A 14,966-nucleotide genomic window follows, 5' to 3' on the forward strand; every position below is an offset into this window, starting at 1 on the left:
CGGGGCGCCGCAGGCATAAACGGTCGCGTGAAGTTTTTGCTGTTTGCTTGGGCTTGGATGCCCAAAACAAACTTTCGCAAAAATAGCGACTCCCCGGGTCGCTGTTGCTCTCGGCCTGTACGCCGATGAAATATGGTGTACCCGAGGAACGCTGGAATCGCATGGGTGAGGTGGAGCGCGCCGCCACGATTGAGGCCTATGAGGAACGCCAGCGTATTGCACGTGAGCGACGCGAAGCTGAATTGGCACGTGCTGAGGCGTTACGCCACAAGAAGGCACAGAGAATTGAGCGTATTCACCATGGCGATATCTGGTATCACGGTGCATTGATTCGCGTGACTATCAGGAAGGGGAAGGTAAAGATTGGAAAGGAGTTTCGCCAATACAGGCCCGTGTCTTTTTTAATTGCTGATAGAGAGACCAAAGCCATGAATCTTCATCGCGCTGGAAAAGGTAAGCGCGATTATAACCAAATTTGGTTTAGCTATCGAAATAACCAGTTGATAGCTGATGTTGGAAGAGGTGGCAGAAATGCACGAAATGGTCATGTGTTCTACTATGAACCTGCGTGGTCCAGAGCGAAGCACTATAGGGATGTGCAATTCGGTACTAAAAGTAATATAAAGAGTGATGGAATGGTTGTTTCGGTGGAGGTTATGCCCAGGCAGCATCGCTAGATAAGATAGTGATTGTGACTATATTCAAGCGTGGAAGCGTTTTAAACCTTTAGACGGGTATGAGTGTTTTTTTTAGGAGGTATTAGAATGGAGCGCAGAGAACAACTGGTAGTTAATAAAGATTTTCAGCAGCGTTTTGTTGTTGGAATGATTTTCTCTGTAGTGCTGCTGATTAACCTTGTTATTCTTTTCGATCTGTTGTCGGGTTCTTCGATGCTGGTCGGTGAGCTTAGTGAGTTGCAGTTTCTTATTATTGGGTTAGCTGAGCTCTTTATTGTTGGAATAGTCTATTTCCTGGGTATCCGCTTGAGCCATCAAGTGGCTGGTCCGGTCTATGTTGTCTCTAACAGTCTCGAAAAAATGGGTGATGGTGATCTTAGTTTCAAGGTCCGTTTGAGAAAGCGTGACTTCTTTCGCGAGGTCGAGGGTGACTTTAACGACAATGTGGAGAAGCTAAGAGAGCGAATCGTTGCGCTGAAAACGATCGCCCAGAAGCTTGAGGGGAGTTTGGGTGAAGGACAGCAAGATGCTCAGGAGCTTGTTGGAGAGCTCAAGACAAAACTTGATGAACTTAAGACTGAGTAATGGTGGTTGATATGTCGAGGGAAAAGATGATTAAAAATAAACCTGATGCTCGTCGCTTTTTTGATTTCGATATTGTCTCCAAAATGAGAAAGGGTGCCGGATTTACGCTGATTGAGCTGATGATCGTGCTGACCATTATCAGTATATTGATGGTCATAGCGATACCCGCCTATTTAAACTACAGGGTGCGTTCACAGATCTCAGAGGGATTTATGCTTGTTGAACCGGTTAGGGTGGGTATGACTGAGTTTTATACTACATATGGGAGATGGCCGGCGAATAACCAAGAAGCGGGAGTAAGCGATCTTCCTGCTCTGTTTGTCTCTGGAATTGAAGGAGACTATGTCCAAAGTGTTGACATTTATCAGGATGTTACCGACCCGGATGATCTCCAGTCATACATTCTTATTTTTTACTCTACGGCTGAGATGCCAGAACTTCGAAGTGCTTTTAATTTGATCACGTTTAAGCCAACGGCAGTGGCAGATGGTGGTTCAATTGAGTGGGATTGTCGTCCGTCAGTGTCGGTTGGAAAGTTCTGGAACCAATATGAGGTGAAGCAGAAATACCGGCCATCCCGATGCCGTGATTAATGTTCTATAGTAAATTCCGATATTGCGGACAGGGTATGCTTTAAGGCCCTGTTCGCAGCAACGACGCCACCGTAAGGTGTGTCGCTCTCGCTTTCAGTGCTGTTTGAAAATAGCTGGGAAGCGATAATATCCCCGCTATTTCTATCAATTATTTGTATCCTCATGATCAGTTCCACACGACTGGGTTTGGTCGTGAAGTCGTGATGTAGTCTCACTAGTTCACTATCAAGCCGAAGGCTTGCTGAGACCGGGCTGGGTGCAAGTGCTACTGCCGTAAAGTGTCTGCTCTGCTCAATGGTCTGTACCATCAGTGCTGCTATCATTTGTGAGGGGGTGTCCGCCCAGCGGTGCTTGGCAAAGTAGCCGAGTGAGTGTGCCTTGTCGACATAGGCCATCTGCGGTGTGTTGTATCCGGCGTGGGCACGCGGAATGGTGACCAGTAGTGTTTCACTGCCGCCTTGTTTGACCGCTTCAATCTCGGGTAGTGAGTTCAGTGTGTAGCTGTACTGCTCAACCGGCTTTGATCCGGGTAGTCCGGTGCAACCGCTGGCCAGAAGCAGCGTGGCGGCGATCAGAAAATCTCTCATTTTCAAAATAGTTACTCCCCGGGTCCAGTCGGTCGAACGGTGGTGCCATAGATCAACATGTTGGGCTGGCGTTCCAGCTGTACCATCAGGTTGCGCAGGGTAGAGATCAACTCGCGTAGTTCATGAATCATCATGCCAGTCTCTGGCAGTGTTTCACGGCTGAAGTTGCGCCCCTCGGCGACCAGCTCATTGGTCTTGGCGGCCGTATCTGCAACTGAGTCGGCCATGGAGCGGACGGCATCGGCGCTGTTGCTGATGTCGCCAATCAGCTTAGGTAGTGACTCGGTGGCCTGGGCGGTATTCTGCATTGCTGTTTGGGCATTTTTCATCGCCTGTTCGAGTGCTTCACTGTGCTCAGTCAACGCGGCAGTGAGCTGTTCGAAGTTGGTCAGGATGTTCTTTATCGAGGAACGATTCTCAACATCGAGCAGCTGTTCGGTGTTGTTGGCGAGCCGTGAGACCTGATCCATCAGGCCAGTAATTCCACTGCCTACCTGACTGATCAGAGAGAGGCGTGAGGTGATTACTGGATACTCCTCACCTGCCGTCATGGTGAGTAGTGGCGCAGCACGACTTCCCTCAGTAAGGTTGATATAGGCGATGCCGGTCAGTCCCTGGGCGGAGAGTACGGCGACGGTATCCTCTTTGACGGGGGTACCGATACGAATTTGTAATAGCAGTCGCACCAGTTCGGGATTGTCGGGCTGGAGAGATATCTCGGTGACCTGGCCGATATTCACGCCACGGTATTTAACCGGTGCGTTGATGCTGAGACCCGAAACCGATTCGGTGGTGTAGACGAGATACCCTCTATATTCGCTGCGTTCCAGTCCACCGGCCGCGAGCCACAGGGTGACGCCGATTCCTGCTGCGCTGAGCAGCAGAACGAAGAGGCCGACGGCGGTGTAGTTTACCTTGTTGTCCATGCCTGCTCCTTAGCGGCGCGTCCTCGGGGACCGTGAAAGTAGTCACGAATAGTCGGCTCTTCTCGCTTAGCGAGTGCTTCCATGGTGTCGGTGGCGATAACTCGACCTTCTCCAAGCAGCGCCACACGATCAACGATTTGCCAGAGGGTATCGAGATCGTGTGTTACCACTATGATGGTTAAGCCCAGCAGTCGTTTCAAGTTGCCGATCAACTCATCCAGCCCGGCGGCACTCTGTGGATCGAGTCCGGCGGTTGGTTCATCGAGAAAAAGTATCTGTGGATCGAGCGCTAGCGCACGGGCCACCGCGACGCGTTTTAGCATACCGCCACTGAGATCGCTGGGGCGTTTTCCACCAGTATCGATTGGCAGTCCAACCAGCCCCAGTTTGATGGTGGCGATCTCCTCGATTAACTGTTCGCTCAGGCGGGTGTGTTCGCGCAGCGGCATGGCGATGTTGTCGAGCACACTCATGCCGCCAAACAGTGCGCCGTGCTGGTACATCACGCCAATATTGCGATAGAGCTCGAGCTGCGTCGCCTCATCAATGCGATGGATGTTGTAACCGAGCAGCTCAATGGTGCCACTGTAGGGCTGGTGAAGATTGAGCATCTCACGCAGCAGCGTCGACTTGCCGCAGCCGCTTCCACCGGCGATGGCGAGAATTTCACCACGATGAATATCGAGATCGATGTGGTGGTGAAGGGTGTGATCACCAAAGCGCGTCTGCAGCGCGCGTATCTTGATGATCTTCTCGATGTCGCTGTTCATCTCAGATCCTCAGCAGGCTGTAGATGACGGAGAAGATCGCATCGATCACGATCACCATAAAGATCGACTGCACCACGCTGACCGTGGTTTGCCGACCGACGCTCTCGGCGCTGCCGGTGACCTGAAAACCCTGGAAGCAGCCGACGATGGCAATGACCGCCGCAAACACGGGGGCCTTGGCGAGGCCGGTAAGAAATGAGGAGAGACTGACCGCCTCGCTCAGTCGATCGACAAAGGCGCTGGCACCGACACCCAGCTCGATATAGGCCATTAACATGCCACCGAGGATGCCGAGAATATCGGCGAAGATGGTTAGCAGTGGTAGGGCGATGATGAGCGCCAGTAGTTTTGGGATTACCAGCTGTTCAAGAGGTGCGATTCCCATAGTTCGCAGCGCGTCGATCTCCTCGGTCACCTTCATGGTGCCGATTTGTGCGGTGAAGGCGGAGCCGGAGCGGCCAGCAACGATGATTGCTGTCAGGAGCGGTGAGAGTTCGCGTAGCAGTGAGAGACTGACCAGATCGACAATAAATATGTTGGCGCCGAAACGTTGTAGCTGCACCGCACCCTGATAGGCGAGCACGATGCCGGTGAGGAATGAGAGCAGGCCGATGATCGGCAAGGCATCAAAACCGACCTCTTTGATGGTGGTGAGCAGCGCCTTAAATCGAATGCGAAGCGGGTTGAGAATTGCGCGCCAGAGCAGCAGACCAATCTCGCCGATGAACTCCAGCAGCGAGGTGTCGATCTGTAAATGGTGGTAGAACTCACGACCGATGCGTTCGAGTAGGCCTATCTCAACGGGATGAGGGGGCTCTACCGATTCGCTGCTAATTAACTCTATCAGTGTGGTGTGGGCCTGTTGCATGCCCTGTAGTTCGATCCTGTAGCCGCTCTTCTCGAACTGCATCAGCGTGCGTTTCAATAACCAGGCCCCGGCGGTGTCGAGCCGTTCTATTGCGCTGGCATTCAGGGTGGTTGAGCGCCGATCAGGCTGCCAGCCGGCTGCCAGCTTTTTCTCGAGCCTGTCGATATGGTGGACATCCCATCGACCGCTGGCATGAATTACACCCCCCTCTTCGTTGAGAGAGGCGATAGTTCCGCTGTTGAGAGGCGGTGTCGGCTGCATCGTCGTTTAACTACTCGCTGCTCGCGCTGACATGACCAGAACGGATATGCAGATCGCGCTGTGGGTAGGGAATGGTGATCTGTTGTGTCTTGAAACGTCGCCAGATCTCGAGGTTGAGGTCGGAGCGTACATTGCCCACCCCATTTTGTGGATCGTTGATCCAGATACGTAACTGTAGCTCGATACCGCTGTCGCCAAAGCTTATCAAGCGACTCACCGGAGGAGGGTCTTTCAATACTCGGGGGTGTTCCAACGCCGCTTCGATCATCGTTGCCATCGCCTGTTCTGGATCATCGTCGTAGCCGATCGAGACCGGCAGTTTGATGCGTACATCGGGATCGCTGTGACTCCAGTTGATCACCTCGGTGGTGATCAGGTTCTCGTTCGGGATCAACGTCTCGACACCATCACGATCACGAATCACCACATAACGTGCGCGCAGCTCCTGTACCCAGCCGAAGCTACCGCCGATGGTGATGGTATCGCCGGGACGTATTGAACGGTCGAAGATCAGGATGAAACCGCTGATGAAATTGCTGGCGATACGCTGCAGACCAAAGCCGAGTCCTACACCGAGTGCACCACCAAAGACGGTCAGTGCGGTGAGGTCGATGCCAACACTGTTCAGCGCTATCAGCATCGCCAGGGTGAGGAGGAAGAATTTGCTGAACTTGGTCAGGCCAACACGCATGCCGGGGCTGAGATTGCCGGCACGGCTAACGACTCGTTCTATCAGCTTTGATAGCCATAGCGCCAAAATCAGAAACAGGCCGATCGAAAGCAGCAGCTTCATCGTCGAGAGCAGAGAGACGCGCGTTGTCCCCACCGTGATGGCGATGCCGTCGAGTGCATCCAGTACTCCCGGTAGCAGACCAAGGAGATGCAGGGCGACAACGACCCACACCAGTGTGCTGACCACGCTCTCCCAAGCCTTTAGTGCCGGTCCGGGACGCAGCACCATGCGCAGTGAATAGAAGGTAAGGCGAATCGCTGCCAGAGAGAGCATCAGCGGTACGACGATATCGAGCAGTGGTGCCGCGCCGCCAAACTGCTCTAGAATTGCCCGCCCGGTCATTACCAGCAGCAGGGTGGCAAAGGGGAAGACCAGGCGCTGGGTGCCACGCAGGGTGATGCGGCGCAGTCGATGCTCGCGGGTCTCCTTAATGGTTAGGTCGAGATAGTGGACCCAGCGATAGTGGAGCAGACGGGCCAGCAGCAGCGACAGAATGATAATAGAGAGCTGGATGGCCACCTGAGTGGTCGCGATCAGTCCCAGGTAGTGTTGTGTTGTAGTAATGAGTGATTCGAAATCCATAGTGTTTTTCTTTTATTAGAACTCCGTCTGCTCGAGAGTCTGGTTACTGATGAGCATAGTGGATAACACCGCTCAGCTCCCTCTCTGTTATGTGATCAAGCTTATCGACTGTCTGTGTTCCGGTCGAGACTCAGCTGAACAGGCGTGAAAAGAGCGAAAGGTTATGACGGCGCAGATCGCGCAGAAAGATGCCAAAGGGGAGTTCAAGCTGCTGCTCCATCACCGCTGCCCGTTGTCTTGCCGTGCGCAGATTTCCGGTCTGCGGATTGCGATAGGCGAGGGCGATGATGTTGCCGCGTCCCTTCACTGGAAGGCGCAGGCAGTGGCCGTTAAAGCATTCTCGGATCGCCAGCAGTGACTGCTCGAGGCGACTGGCGTGGCTGCTCCAGAGATTGATACTCATCACACCTTGCTCCGAGAGTGCCTGATGGCACTGTTGAAAGAAGTGGGTTCCATCGGTCGCATCGTCCATGCCGTCGTCATGGTAGGCGTCTACTAACAGTAGGTCGTAAGAGGCGCGGCAGTTGCGAATAAAATCGCTGCCATCACCCAGGTAGATATTGAGCTTGTCGTCATCGGGGAGTTGAAAGAAGCGTTTCGCGGCGGCGATCACATCGCTGCGCTTCTCCACCACATCGATCTCACTGTCGGGATAGTGGTGGCGCAGAAAGTGGAGCAGTGAGCCGCCGCCAAGTCCGATCAGAGCGATGTTCGCTGGGGCTGGCTGGAAAAGAAGTGCGCTCATCATGGCCGCGGTGTAGGCGAGCTGCAGCTGTTCCGGGCGTGAAATATCTAGAGTGCTCTGTTTGGCGCTACTGCCAAAGTGGAGCGAGCGGGTAACACCCTCCTCGACCACCTCAATCAGGCCATCGTCGTCCATTCCCTGGAAAATTACTGTTCCGCCATAACGTCGCATTGCGTCATTGTAACGCGGCAGTGATTGACGCTGCACGGGGTGCGTTTTATGGTTCCCCCATCTTGAAGATTGGTTGAGGAGTAGGTAGATGCCTTCGTTTGATGTTGTTTCTGAAGTTGATATGCATGAACTGACCAATGCGGTCGATCAGGCCAACCGCGAGGTCGGTACCCGTTACGATTTTAAGGGTAAGGACGCCAAGTTCGAGCTCTCCGATGCGGTTGTTACGCTCAAAGGCGAAAGCACCTTCCAGCTACAGCAGATGGTCGATATCTTCTACCAGAAGGCCTCCAAACGCAGTATCGATATCGGTGCCTTTGAGCAGGGCCCGGCGGAGACGGTCGGTATGGGTGCTCAACAGAAGCTCACCGTACGTCAGGGGCTCGATAAGGAGCAGGCGAAGAAGGTGGTCAAACTGATCAAGGACAAAAAGCTCAAGGTTCAGGCGCAGATTCAGGGTGAGCAGGTGCGAGTTACCGGTAAGAAACGTGACGATCTACAGAGCGTGATGGCGATGCTGCGCGAGGCAAAACTCGATCAGCCGCTGCAGTACAACAACTTCCGTGACTAAAACGGCTATCCAACCCGATTACGATGTGCGTCGTAGTCCACGGGCTCGGCGTATGCGTATCACCGTCTCATCGTTGGGTAAGGTTGAGGTGGTGGTGCCGAAGGGTGTCGCGGCGCGCCATATCGAGCCCTTTGTCGATCAACATCAGCAGTGGATCGCACAGGCGGTTGCCAGGGTCGCCTCAGCGCGTAGCGCCTGTGGTGAGATGCTCAGCGGTATTCCTGAACAGATTGAACTGCGAGCCCTTAATGAGTGCTGGCCGATCGAGCAGCGTGATGGCGAACGATCATCGGCGCGTGAACTGAACGGAAAACTGCTGCTCAGCGGTGCGGATGAGGCGAGTTGTTTTGCGGCGTTACAGCGCTGGAACAGCCGCAAGGCACAGGCGCACCTGCTGCCGTGGCTGGCCGAGGTGAGTCGCGAAATCGATCTTCCCTATAGCGGGGTGACGATTCGAGGGCAGAAGAGTCGCTGGGGTAGCTGCAGCAGTCGCGGCAATATCTCACTTAATCGAAAATTGCTGTTTCTACCCGCTGAGCTGGTTGAATACCTCTTCGTTCATGAGCTTTGCCACACGGTGCACGCCAACCACTCCCGCCACTTCTGGGCGCTGGTCGAGGAGAAGATGCCCGACTATCGAAACCGAGAGGGTAGTCTGCGTGGGGCGATGTGTTACGTCCCACACTGGGCCTGAAACGCTCATCCCGTGCACCATTCGATCGAAGCGAGTTATCAACGGCTAAGACTGCCGATTCTGGAGCTGTTGCAAGAGCATCCAGAGGGGATTAGTGAGTACGATCTGCTCGGTGCGCTTGAGGCAGAGGGTGTCGCCAATATGGGTCGTGCGGCGTTGCGCGATAATCTCACCATGTTTCAGGTCCACTTTCTGCTCTTTCACCTTCTCTATCGTCTACGCGGAGAAGTTCGTGAAGAGGGTGGCTTAGATCTCGTTATCGAGTGTCTGGCCATAAAGCTGTTCAGCACCGAAACGGAAGATAGCGCTACGAATCAACAGCTGCCCGTCTCACATGACCCGCTCGAGGCGTACTATCTCGATCTGCAGAACTTTGAGGCGAGTACCGAGGAGATCGATGCGCTGATTGAGGGGTTCTGGTGTCGTTATGCGGCCATTGATCGACGTGCAGAAGCCTTAGCGGTGCTGGGGCTTGAGATCGATGCAGAGCGAGATGCGATCAAACGACGCTATCGTCAGCTGGCAATGCAGCACCACCCTGATCGGGGGGGCGATAAGGCGCAGCTGCAGATGATCAACGCGGCGATGGCGTTACTGAAAGAGGCGGGTTGAAGCGGTTTCTGCGGGTGGCTAGTCGCGCCGGCGACGTCTGAGGCGGCTGAGGGAAGTACGGTCTAACCACTTGTCGATCATGCCCCAGAACCACTCCTGTAGACGATTAAAGCGTGAGCGCTGCTGCCACTGTTCAAGAGTGATCTCAATGCTCTGGGCAAAGTCCTGTTCGAACAGTTCGGTGACCTTCTGGCTGAACTCGCCATCTTCCACCTCCTGATTAGCCTCCAGGTTCCAGCGCAGGTTCCAACGATCGATATTGCTGGAGCCAACCGAGACCCAGTCGTCGCTCAACATCAGTTTTGTGTGTAGAAAGCGTGGCTGGTACTCGAAGATCCGCACCCCGCTGTGCAGTAGCCGACTGAAAAAACGTCGCCCGGCATGGCGTACCGAAGGGTGGTCAGTCTTTGGACCCGGTAGTAGCAGTCGAACATCACAGTCGCTATCAGCGGCGTAGCGCAGAGCACGTCGGATCTTCCACGGTGGCACGAAGTAGGCAGTTGAGAGCCAGACTCGCTCTCTGGCGTGACGAATATGGTTGATTGCCGAGCGCTTGATCTCCTGCCGTGTTGGTCGTGCCACCGTTACACGCCCGAGCTGGTGTCCACTCTGCGCTGCCGCTGTTGGCAAAGCATATGGAAGTTGATCGCCATGGCGCTGCCAGTTCTGCGTGAAGAGGTCGTGCCAATCATCAACTACCGGGCCCTCAATGCGCACCATTACCTCGTGCCAGTAGTTTTTGTCCAGGCCGGGATCAAAATAGTCGGTAATTCCGGTGCCACCGGTATAGGCAACTTTCGTGTCGATCAGCAGCAGCTTACGGTGGTCACGAAACAGATTGCGACGGTACTTGCCGTAGTGGAGCGGATTGTAGAAACGGAGTGTGCACTTCTCCTGAAGACGTTCACGATCACTGCGCTGCAGTTTGCGTGCACCGAAGTCATCGAGAAGCAGGAAGATGGCAACGCCACGCTCGGCGGCATCACAGAGTAGTTCGATCATCTGGCTGGCGAGCGTGCCCGACTCAAACAGGTAGAGCTCCAGCAGGATGGTCTCGGTAGCGGCCGCGATATCCTTCATCATCGCCGGGAAGAAACGGTTGCCGTCGATCAGCAGCTCGAAGCGATTGCCGCTACGCTGCGGATAGCTGAACTTGCGTGCGCCGTGAATATTCATCTGCTCAGTGCTGCTCAATCTTAATTATGGTTATCGGTCCAAGCATAGCGTCTGCGCGGTGATCGCGGTACCGCCAGAGTGTTTAGAATCGGAGAAACAGCAGGTATCATCCAAGCTCTATAATGATGCTATCTAACAAAGGATATCTGCACGCTGTGACCGGGCTACTCACTCTCTATTTCAATCTCTGCCGACTTCGAGTTGGACCGCAGGATGTGCCTGCCTCAAATTTCCTGCTCTCCCTGCTGATAATGTTCTATCTAGTGGTGGTGGGCATAAAGGCCATGCTGGTGATACCGGACATCAATCTTCTCACTGCGGCGGCCCAGAGTGGCCTTGATGTGGTTTTGCTGTCGCTCTTTACCTGGACGGTACTTGCGACCAAGAATCTGGGCGAACGTTTTGTGCAGACCCTATCGGCGCTGGTCGGTGCAAAGTGCCTGTTGGAGATTGTCAGTATTCCCGTTGTCTGGACGATCATGCAGGGTGGTGAGGGAGAGGGAAGCAGCATTGCATTTCTGCTCCTGATTATCTTCTCCATCTGGCTGCTGGCGGTGTTGGGACACATCTTCCGGCATGCGCTCTCGGTCGGCATGGCGACAGGTGTCTTTGTGACCATCGGTTACCTGCTCTTCTCCACGGCCGTCACCTTCAAATTCTTTCCACCTCCCGCGGTGAGTGGCTGATATGCATATCCATATCCTCGGAATCTGTGGTGCCTTCATGGGTGGTGTGGCGTTGCTGGCCAGAGAGGCGGGTTACAGTGTCAGCGGTTCCGATGCCAACGTCTACCCGCCGATGAGCACCCAGCTTGAGGAGCAGGGGATCGTGCTGCACGAGGGTTACGATAGCGAGCCGCTCGACCCTGCACCTGATCTGATTGTCGTAGGTAATGCGATGAGCCGTGGCAACCCAGCGGTTGAATATATGCTCGATCGCGGCCTTCCCTACATCTCAGGTCCTGCCTTCCTTGCCGACTATGTACTGCGTGATCACTGGGTGCTGGCAGTGGCCGGAACCCACGGCAAGACCACCACCTCCAGCATGCTCGCGGCGATACTCGACTACGCCAAGCTCGAACCCGGTTTTCTGATCGGTGGTGTTCCCGGTAATTTCGGGCTCTCGGCGCGTCTTGGCAATAAACCCTTCTTTGTCGTCGAGGCGGACGAGTACGACACCGCCTTCTTCGATAAACGCTCCAAGTTTGTTCACTACCGACCGCGTACCCTGATCCTCAATAACCTTGAGTATGACCACGCCGATATCTTCCCCGATCTCGATGCGATCAAACGCCAGTTCCACCACCTGCTGCGCACCGTTCCAGGTAATGGGCTGGTGCTGAGCAACAGCGCCGAACCACACCTCGATGAGGTACTCGAGATGGGCTGCTGGACACCGCAGGAGTCGTTCGCACTGCAGAGTGAGACGGGGTGGGGTACTGCCGATATCGCCCCCGATGGTTCCAGTTTTGATGTCACCCTCGACGGAGAGCGGGTAGGACGGATCGAGTGGTCACAGAGTGGACTGCACAACGTCGCCAATGCGCTTGCGGCCATCGGTGCCGCGCGCCACGCTGGCGTGCCGGTCGAACACGCTATCGAGGGGTTGAATCAGTTTGCCGGTGTAAAGCGGCGTATGGAGCTGCGTGCGAAAATCAACGACATCGCCATCTATGACGACTTTGCTCACCATCCCACCGCGATCTCAACAACCCTGGAGGGTGTGCGCGGACGCATTGGCGAGGGACGCATCTTCGCGGTGCTCGAACCGCGCTCCAATACCATGCGTATGGGGGTTCATCGAGAGGCGCTGGCCGATTCGCTCAAAGAGGCAGACCGCATCTTCATCTTCCATCCGCAGGATCTCGACTGGCCGCTGGCCGAGGCGATGTCCTCGCTGGGTGATCGAGTTGAGATCAGCGACGAGGTCGATACGCTGGTCGATTGGGTCGCCGCCGCCGCGATGCCGGATGATCAAATTATTGTGATGAGTAATGGCGGCTTTGGCGATATCCATGAACGCCTCGCCGTGGCATTGGCAGAAGCGGGAGAGGTGCAGTGAGTCGTCGTGCAATCGCCGTTGCAATGACCGGTGCCTCCGGTGCCCCCTACGGCCTGCGCCTACTGCAGTTGCTGCTGGAGGCGGGTGAGACGGTCTATCTGATGCTCTCCGATGCGGGGCGGTTGGTGCTCGATATGGAGTCGGGGCTGAAGCTCTCGTCGGCGAGCAAGGAGGCGGAGCAGCAGCTCTGTTCTCACTTCGATGTTGAGCCGGGACAGCTGCAGCTGTTTGGTAAGCAGCAGTGGATGGCGCCGGTGGCCAGTGGCACCAACCCGCCGCGGGCGATGGTGGTCTGCCCCTGCAGTGCTGGGACGCTCGCTTCAATCGCAATGGGATTGAGTGACAACCTGATTGAGCGTGCCGCCGATGTGATGCTCAAGGAGCGGCGCAAGTTGATTCTGGTGCCGCGTGAGATGCCGCTCTCTGAGATCCATCTGGAGAATATGCTCAAATTGGCGCGCATGGGGGCGATAATCATGCCGCCCAGCCCCGGCTTCTATCAGCAGCCGCAGACGATCGATGATCTGGTCGACTTTGTGGTGGCACGTATCCTCGACCATCTTGATATCGACCATGCGCTGCAGGCGCGTTGGGGCGAATCATAACTGCGGGGTATGGGCGTGCCGAAGATTCCACTCTTTCCGCCGCTGACCGCCATGGATAGCGAAGCGAAGGCGGTTAGTCCGCGATAGTCGACGCCGTCTGCCTATTCGTAGTTGAGAGCGAGAGCGAACGACGAAGACCCAAAACAAACTCTCGCAAAAATAGCGACTCCCCTATGCATACCGTCCTTTTCCCTGGTGGGCCGTTACCGCTACGAATCTTCGAGCAGCGCTACATCGACATGGTGCGCGATGCGATCAAAGACGAAAGCGGTATCGGTATCTGTCTGATCAGCGATGGTAGCGAAGTAGGTGGTGCTGATTCCCAATGAGTCACCAAGTGCGCTTGAATCTATCTATCAACCGCTTGTCGATCGGCTACGCGATATCATCGAACAGCTCGGCCACCCCTTCATCACCCTGGAGAAGTGTTACGACGATGCTTCATGGGTGGGTGCTCGTCTGACCGAACTCTCACACCTGCCACTCTCAACCAAGCAGCAGCTGCAGTCGTTGCTTCAACGTACCAATTAACCGGCTAGCAGAAACGACCTACCTGAATTACGGGAACACCACCGGGTGTGCCGCTGCGGAAGTCATTGGATGCCATGACATCGAGTGCATCATCCTCTTCAACCGAGGCCGATACATGGGTTGGAACAGCGTTCCAGCTTCCACCGTAGAGGTCTGACCCGTAGAGATCACCACCTCCGCTGTGCAGAGTGCCGGTCTCAATCGGCGTCATATCGTTGAGAATGGTGCCGTGACTGTCGGTGTCGTTAAAACGATCGGGTTGGCAGGCGGCAAATGAGGCCGATGAGAAGAGAGTTAGTGCTGCTAGTGCAAGAATCTGTTTCATGATGGCTCTCCTGTTAGTTATCTATCACTAACCTGGGAATGAGTCCCTGGTAGTAATAAGACCGCGCGGTTCGTTGCAATATTTCAGCGCAGTGCGCGGTTCGGTGGTCGGGAGCTAACAGGGGGATTATCAACTCCCGACCTGATTGGGTTCAGCAGACGTTTGAGAATTTCATCGTTGGGTGGTTGTTCCTGCGATCACCGCGCCTGTCGAGCTGCGCAACGGTCTCTACCCCTGGTTTGTCGACATCGAACAGCACTGTGCCGTACATGTCGCTATCGTTAGAGAAGCGGCTGTCGTTCATTGGTGGGTGGTTGTTAAGGGCATAACGTCCCTGAGAGTGATCGCGGTCTGCGGTTGAGGCCACGCGGTTCTGCTCAACATCGAACAGGATACTGCCGTACATATCACCACCGGCCTGGATTGGCCCGGAACTGATCTGTGAAGCATCGATATGGCATGCCAGTGATGCTGATGAGAAGAGTGAGAGTGCTGCAAGGGCAAAAATCTTTTTCATGCGCTGACCGCCATGGATAGCGAAGCGAAGGCGGTTAGTCCGCGATAGTCGACGCCGTCTGCCTATTCGTAGTTGAGAGCGAGAGCGAACGACGAAGAATAGCGACTCCCCTAGAACGTCTCTCCCGTGGTTTTGAGTCTCTTTAGGAGGCAGCTGGTAATTCGTCAGCCATCGTCTTGTCTGTCGCATGGCACTATTACTGCCGATATACGGTGACGAAGTTCGTTGCCACCCGTTTGGGAGACGCCGGCTGCGGCTCTCCCTCCAGTGACGGGCTCAGCCGCTGACCGCCATGGATAGCGAAGCGAAGGCGGTTAGTCCGCGATAGTCGACGCCGTCTGCATATTCGTAGTTGAGAGCGGGAGCGAACGACGAA

Annotated in this window: 20 protein-coding genes; 11 read left to right on the forward strand and 9 right to left on the reverse strand. The window is 55.0% G+C overall.

Annotated features, from left to right (window positions below; translation table 11 throughout):
- The first annotated feature begins 125 nt into the window (after window positions 1–125).
- The 3 genes from BOW52_RS14745 (at window position 126) to BOW52_RS14755 (ending at window position 1,855) form a co-directional block, all read left to right on the forward strand.
- On the forward strand, window positions 126–677 hold the full coding sequence (locus tag BOW52_RS14745) for a hypothetical protein (protein WP_236725769.1): 552 nt from the start codon (window positions 126–128) through the stop codon (window positions 675–677).
- An 87-nt stretch (window positions 678–764) separates the two neighbouring features.
- On the forward strand, window positions 765–1,262 hold the full coding sequence (locus tag BOW52_RS14750) for a methyl-accepting chemotaxis protein (protein WP_078484848.1): 498 nt from the start codon (window positions 765–767) through the stop codon (window positions 1,260–1,262).
- Between the two features lie 26 nt (window positions 1,263–1,288).
- Entirely contained in the window at window positions 1,289–1,855 is a 567-nt protein-coding gene (locus tag BOW52_RS14755) for a pilin (RefSeq protein ID WP_272902024.1), read from the forward strand.
- On the opposite strand, the gene BOW52_RS14760 is transcribed toward BOW52_RS14755, so the two are convergent.
- The 6 genes from BOW52_RS14760 to BOW52_RS14785 form a co-directional block, all read right to left on the reverse strand.
- The gene (locus BOW52_RS14760) at window positions 1,852–2,442 is read right to left on the reverse strand and encodes an ABC-type transport auxiliary lipoprotein family protein (RefSeq protein ID WP_078484850.1); all 591 of its coding nucleotides are present in this window, start codon (window positions 2,440–2,442) and stop codon (window positions 1,852–1,854) included. The genes BOW52_RS14755 and BOW52_RS14760 overlap by 4 nt on opposite strands.
- Window positions 2,443–2,453: 11 nt before the next feature.
- Window positions 2,454–3,368 carry an MlaD family protein gene (locus BOW52_RS14765; RefSeq protein WP_078484851.1) on the reverse strand — a complete coding sequence of 305 codons (915 nt, stop codon included), beginning with the start codon at window positions 3,366–3,368 and terminating at the stop codon, window positions 2,454–2,456.
- Window positions 3,353–4,138: an ABC transporter ATP-binding protein gene (locus BOW52_RS14770; RefSeq protein ID WP_078484852.1), complete on the reverse strand. Its 786-nt coding sequence runs from the start codon at window positions 4,136–4,138 to the stop codon at window positions 3,353–3,355. Before BOW52_RS14770 ends, BOW52_RS14765 begins: the two co-directional genes overlap by 16 nt.
- 1 nt (window position 4,139) lies before the next feature.
- On the reverse strand, window positions 4,140–5,267 hold the full coding sequence (locus BOW52_RS14775) for an ABC transporter permease (RefSeq protein ID WP_078484853.1): 1,128 nt from the start codon (window positions 5,265–5,267) through the stop codon (window positions 4,140–4,142).
- Between the two features lie 10 nt (window positions 5,268–5,277).
- Window positions 5,278–6,582, reverse strand: coding sequence for a mechanosensitive ion channel family protein (locus tag BOW52_RS14780; protein WP_078484854.1), 1,305 nt, complete (start codon window positions 6,580–6,582; stop codon window positions 5,278–5,280).
- A 130-nt stretch (window positions 6,583–6,712) separates the two neighbouring features.
- A complete protein-coding gene (locus tag BOW52_RS14785) occupies window positions 6,713–7,534 on the reverse strand; it encodes a spermine/spermidine synthase domain-containing protein (RefSeq protein WP_078484855.1) in 822 nt (273 codons plus the stop codon).
- A gap of 52 nt (window positions 7,535–7,586) precedes the next feature.
- Between BOW52_RS14785 and BOW52_RS14790 the strand changes: the two genes are divergently transcribed.
- From BOW52_RS14790 to BOW52_RS14800, 3 genes are read left to right on the forward strand one after another with little or no spacing between them, the layout of a single operon-like run.
- Complete coding sequence (locus BOW52_RS14790) at window positions 7,587–8,069, forward strand: YajQ family cyclic di-GMP-binding protein (RefSeq protein WP_078484856.1); 483 nt, start codon at window positions 7,587–7,589, stop codon at window positions 8,067–8,069.
- A complete protein-coding gene (locus BOW52_RS14795) occupies window positions 8,062–8,763 on the forward strand; it encodes a M48 family metallopeptidase (protein WP_135622486.1) in 702 nt (233 codons plus the stop codon). The genes BOW52_RS14790 and BOW52_RS14795 overlap by 8 nt, the downstream gene beginning before the upstream one ends.
- Before the next feature lie 12 nt (window positions 8,764–8,775).
- Window positions 8,776–9,375 carry a DNA-J related domain-containing protein gene (locus BOW52_RS14800; protein WP_078484858.1) on the forward strand — a complete coding sequence of 200 codons (600 nt, stop codon included), beginning with the start codon at window positions 8,776–8,778 and terminating at the stop codon, window positions 9,373–9,375.
- Between the two features lie 18 nt (window positions 9,376–9,393).
- Here the strand turns inward: BOW52_RS14800 and BOW52_RS14805 are convergent, their stop codons facing one another.
- Entirely contained in the window at window positions 9,394–10,551 is a 1,158-nt protein-coding gene (locus tag BOW52_RS14805; RefSeq protein ID WP_078484859.1) for a phospholipase D-like domain-containing protein, read from the reverse strand.
- 122 nt (window positions 10,552–10,673) lie between these two features.
- On the opposite strand from BOW52_RS14805, the gene BOW52_RS14810 reads away from it, so the two are divergent.
- From BOW52_RS14810 to BOW52_RS14830, 5 genes are all read left to right on the forward strand, one after another.
- Window positions 10,674–11,237: a hypothetical protein gene (locus BOW52_RS14810; RefSeq protein ID WP_078484860.1), complete on the forward strand. Its 564-nt coding sequence runs from the start codon at window positions 10,674–10,676 to the stop codon at window positions 11,235–11,237.
- 1 nt (window position 11,238) lies between these two features.
- On the forward strand, window positions 11,239–12,612 hold the full coding sequence (gene mpl / locus BOW52_RS14815; protein WP_078484861.1) for a UDP-N-acetylmuramate:L-alanyl-gamma-D-glutamyl-meso-diaminopimelate ligase: 1,374 nt from the start codon (window positions 11,239–11,241) through the stop codon (window positions 12,610–12,612).
- Complete coding sequence (locus tag BOW52_RS14820) at window positions 12,609–13,217, forward strand: flavin prenyltransferase UbiX (RefSeq protein WP_269087668.1); 609 nt, start codon at window positions 12,609–12,611, stop codon at window positions 13,215–13,217. The genes mpl and BOW52_RS14820 overlap by 4 nt, the downstream gene beginning before the upstream one ends.
- A 173-nt stretch (window positions 13,218–13,390) precedes the next feature.
- A complete protein-coding gene (locus tag BOW52_RS14825; RefSeq protein ID WP_135622490.1) occupies window positions 13,391–13,546 on the forward strand; it encodes an LON peptidase substrate-binding domain-containing protein in 156 nt (51 codons plus the stop codon).
- A complete protein-coding gene (locus BOW52_RS14830; protein WP_078484862.1) occupies window positions 13,530–13,748 on the forward strand; it encodes a hypothetical protein in 219 nt (72 codons plus the stop codon). Before BOW52_RS14825 ends, BOW52_RS14830 begins: the two co-directional genes overlap by 17 nt.
- 4 nt (window positions 13,749–13,752) lie before the next feature.
- Here the strand turns inward: BOW52_RS14830 and BOW52_RS14835 are convergent, their stop codons facing one another.
- Both BOW52_RS14835 and BOW52_RS14840 read right to left on the reverse strand, forming a co-directional pair.
- Entirely contained in the window at window positions 13,753–14,073 is a 321-nt protein-coding gene (locus BOW52_RS14835) for a hypothetical protein (RefSeq protein WP_078484863.1), read from the reverse strand.
- Between the two features lie 151 nt (window positions 14,074–14,224).
- Complete coding sequence (locus BOW52_RS14840) at window positions 14,225–14,590, reverse strand: hypothetical protein (RefSeq protein WP_078484864.1); 366 nt, start codon at window positions 14,588–14,590, stop codon at window positions 14,225–14,227.
- Window positions 14,591–14,966 lie beyond the last annotated feature (376 nt).

Source organism: Solemya pervernicosa gill symbiont (assembly GCF_002020875.1).
Classification (GTDB): Bacteria; Pseudomonadota; Gammaproteobacteria.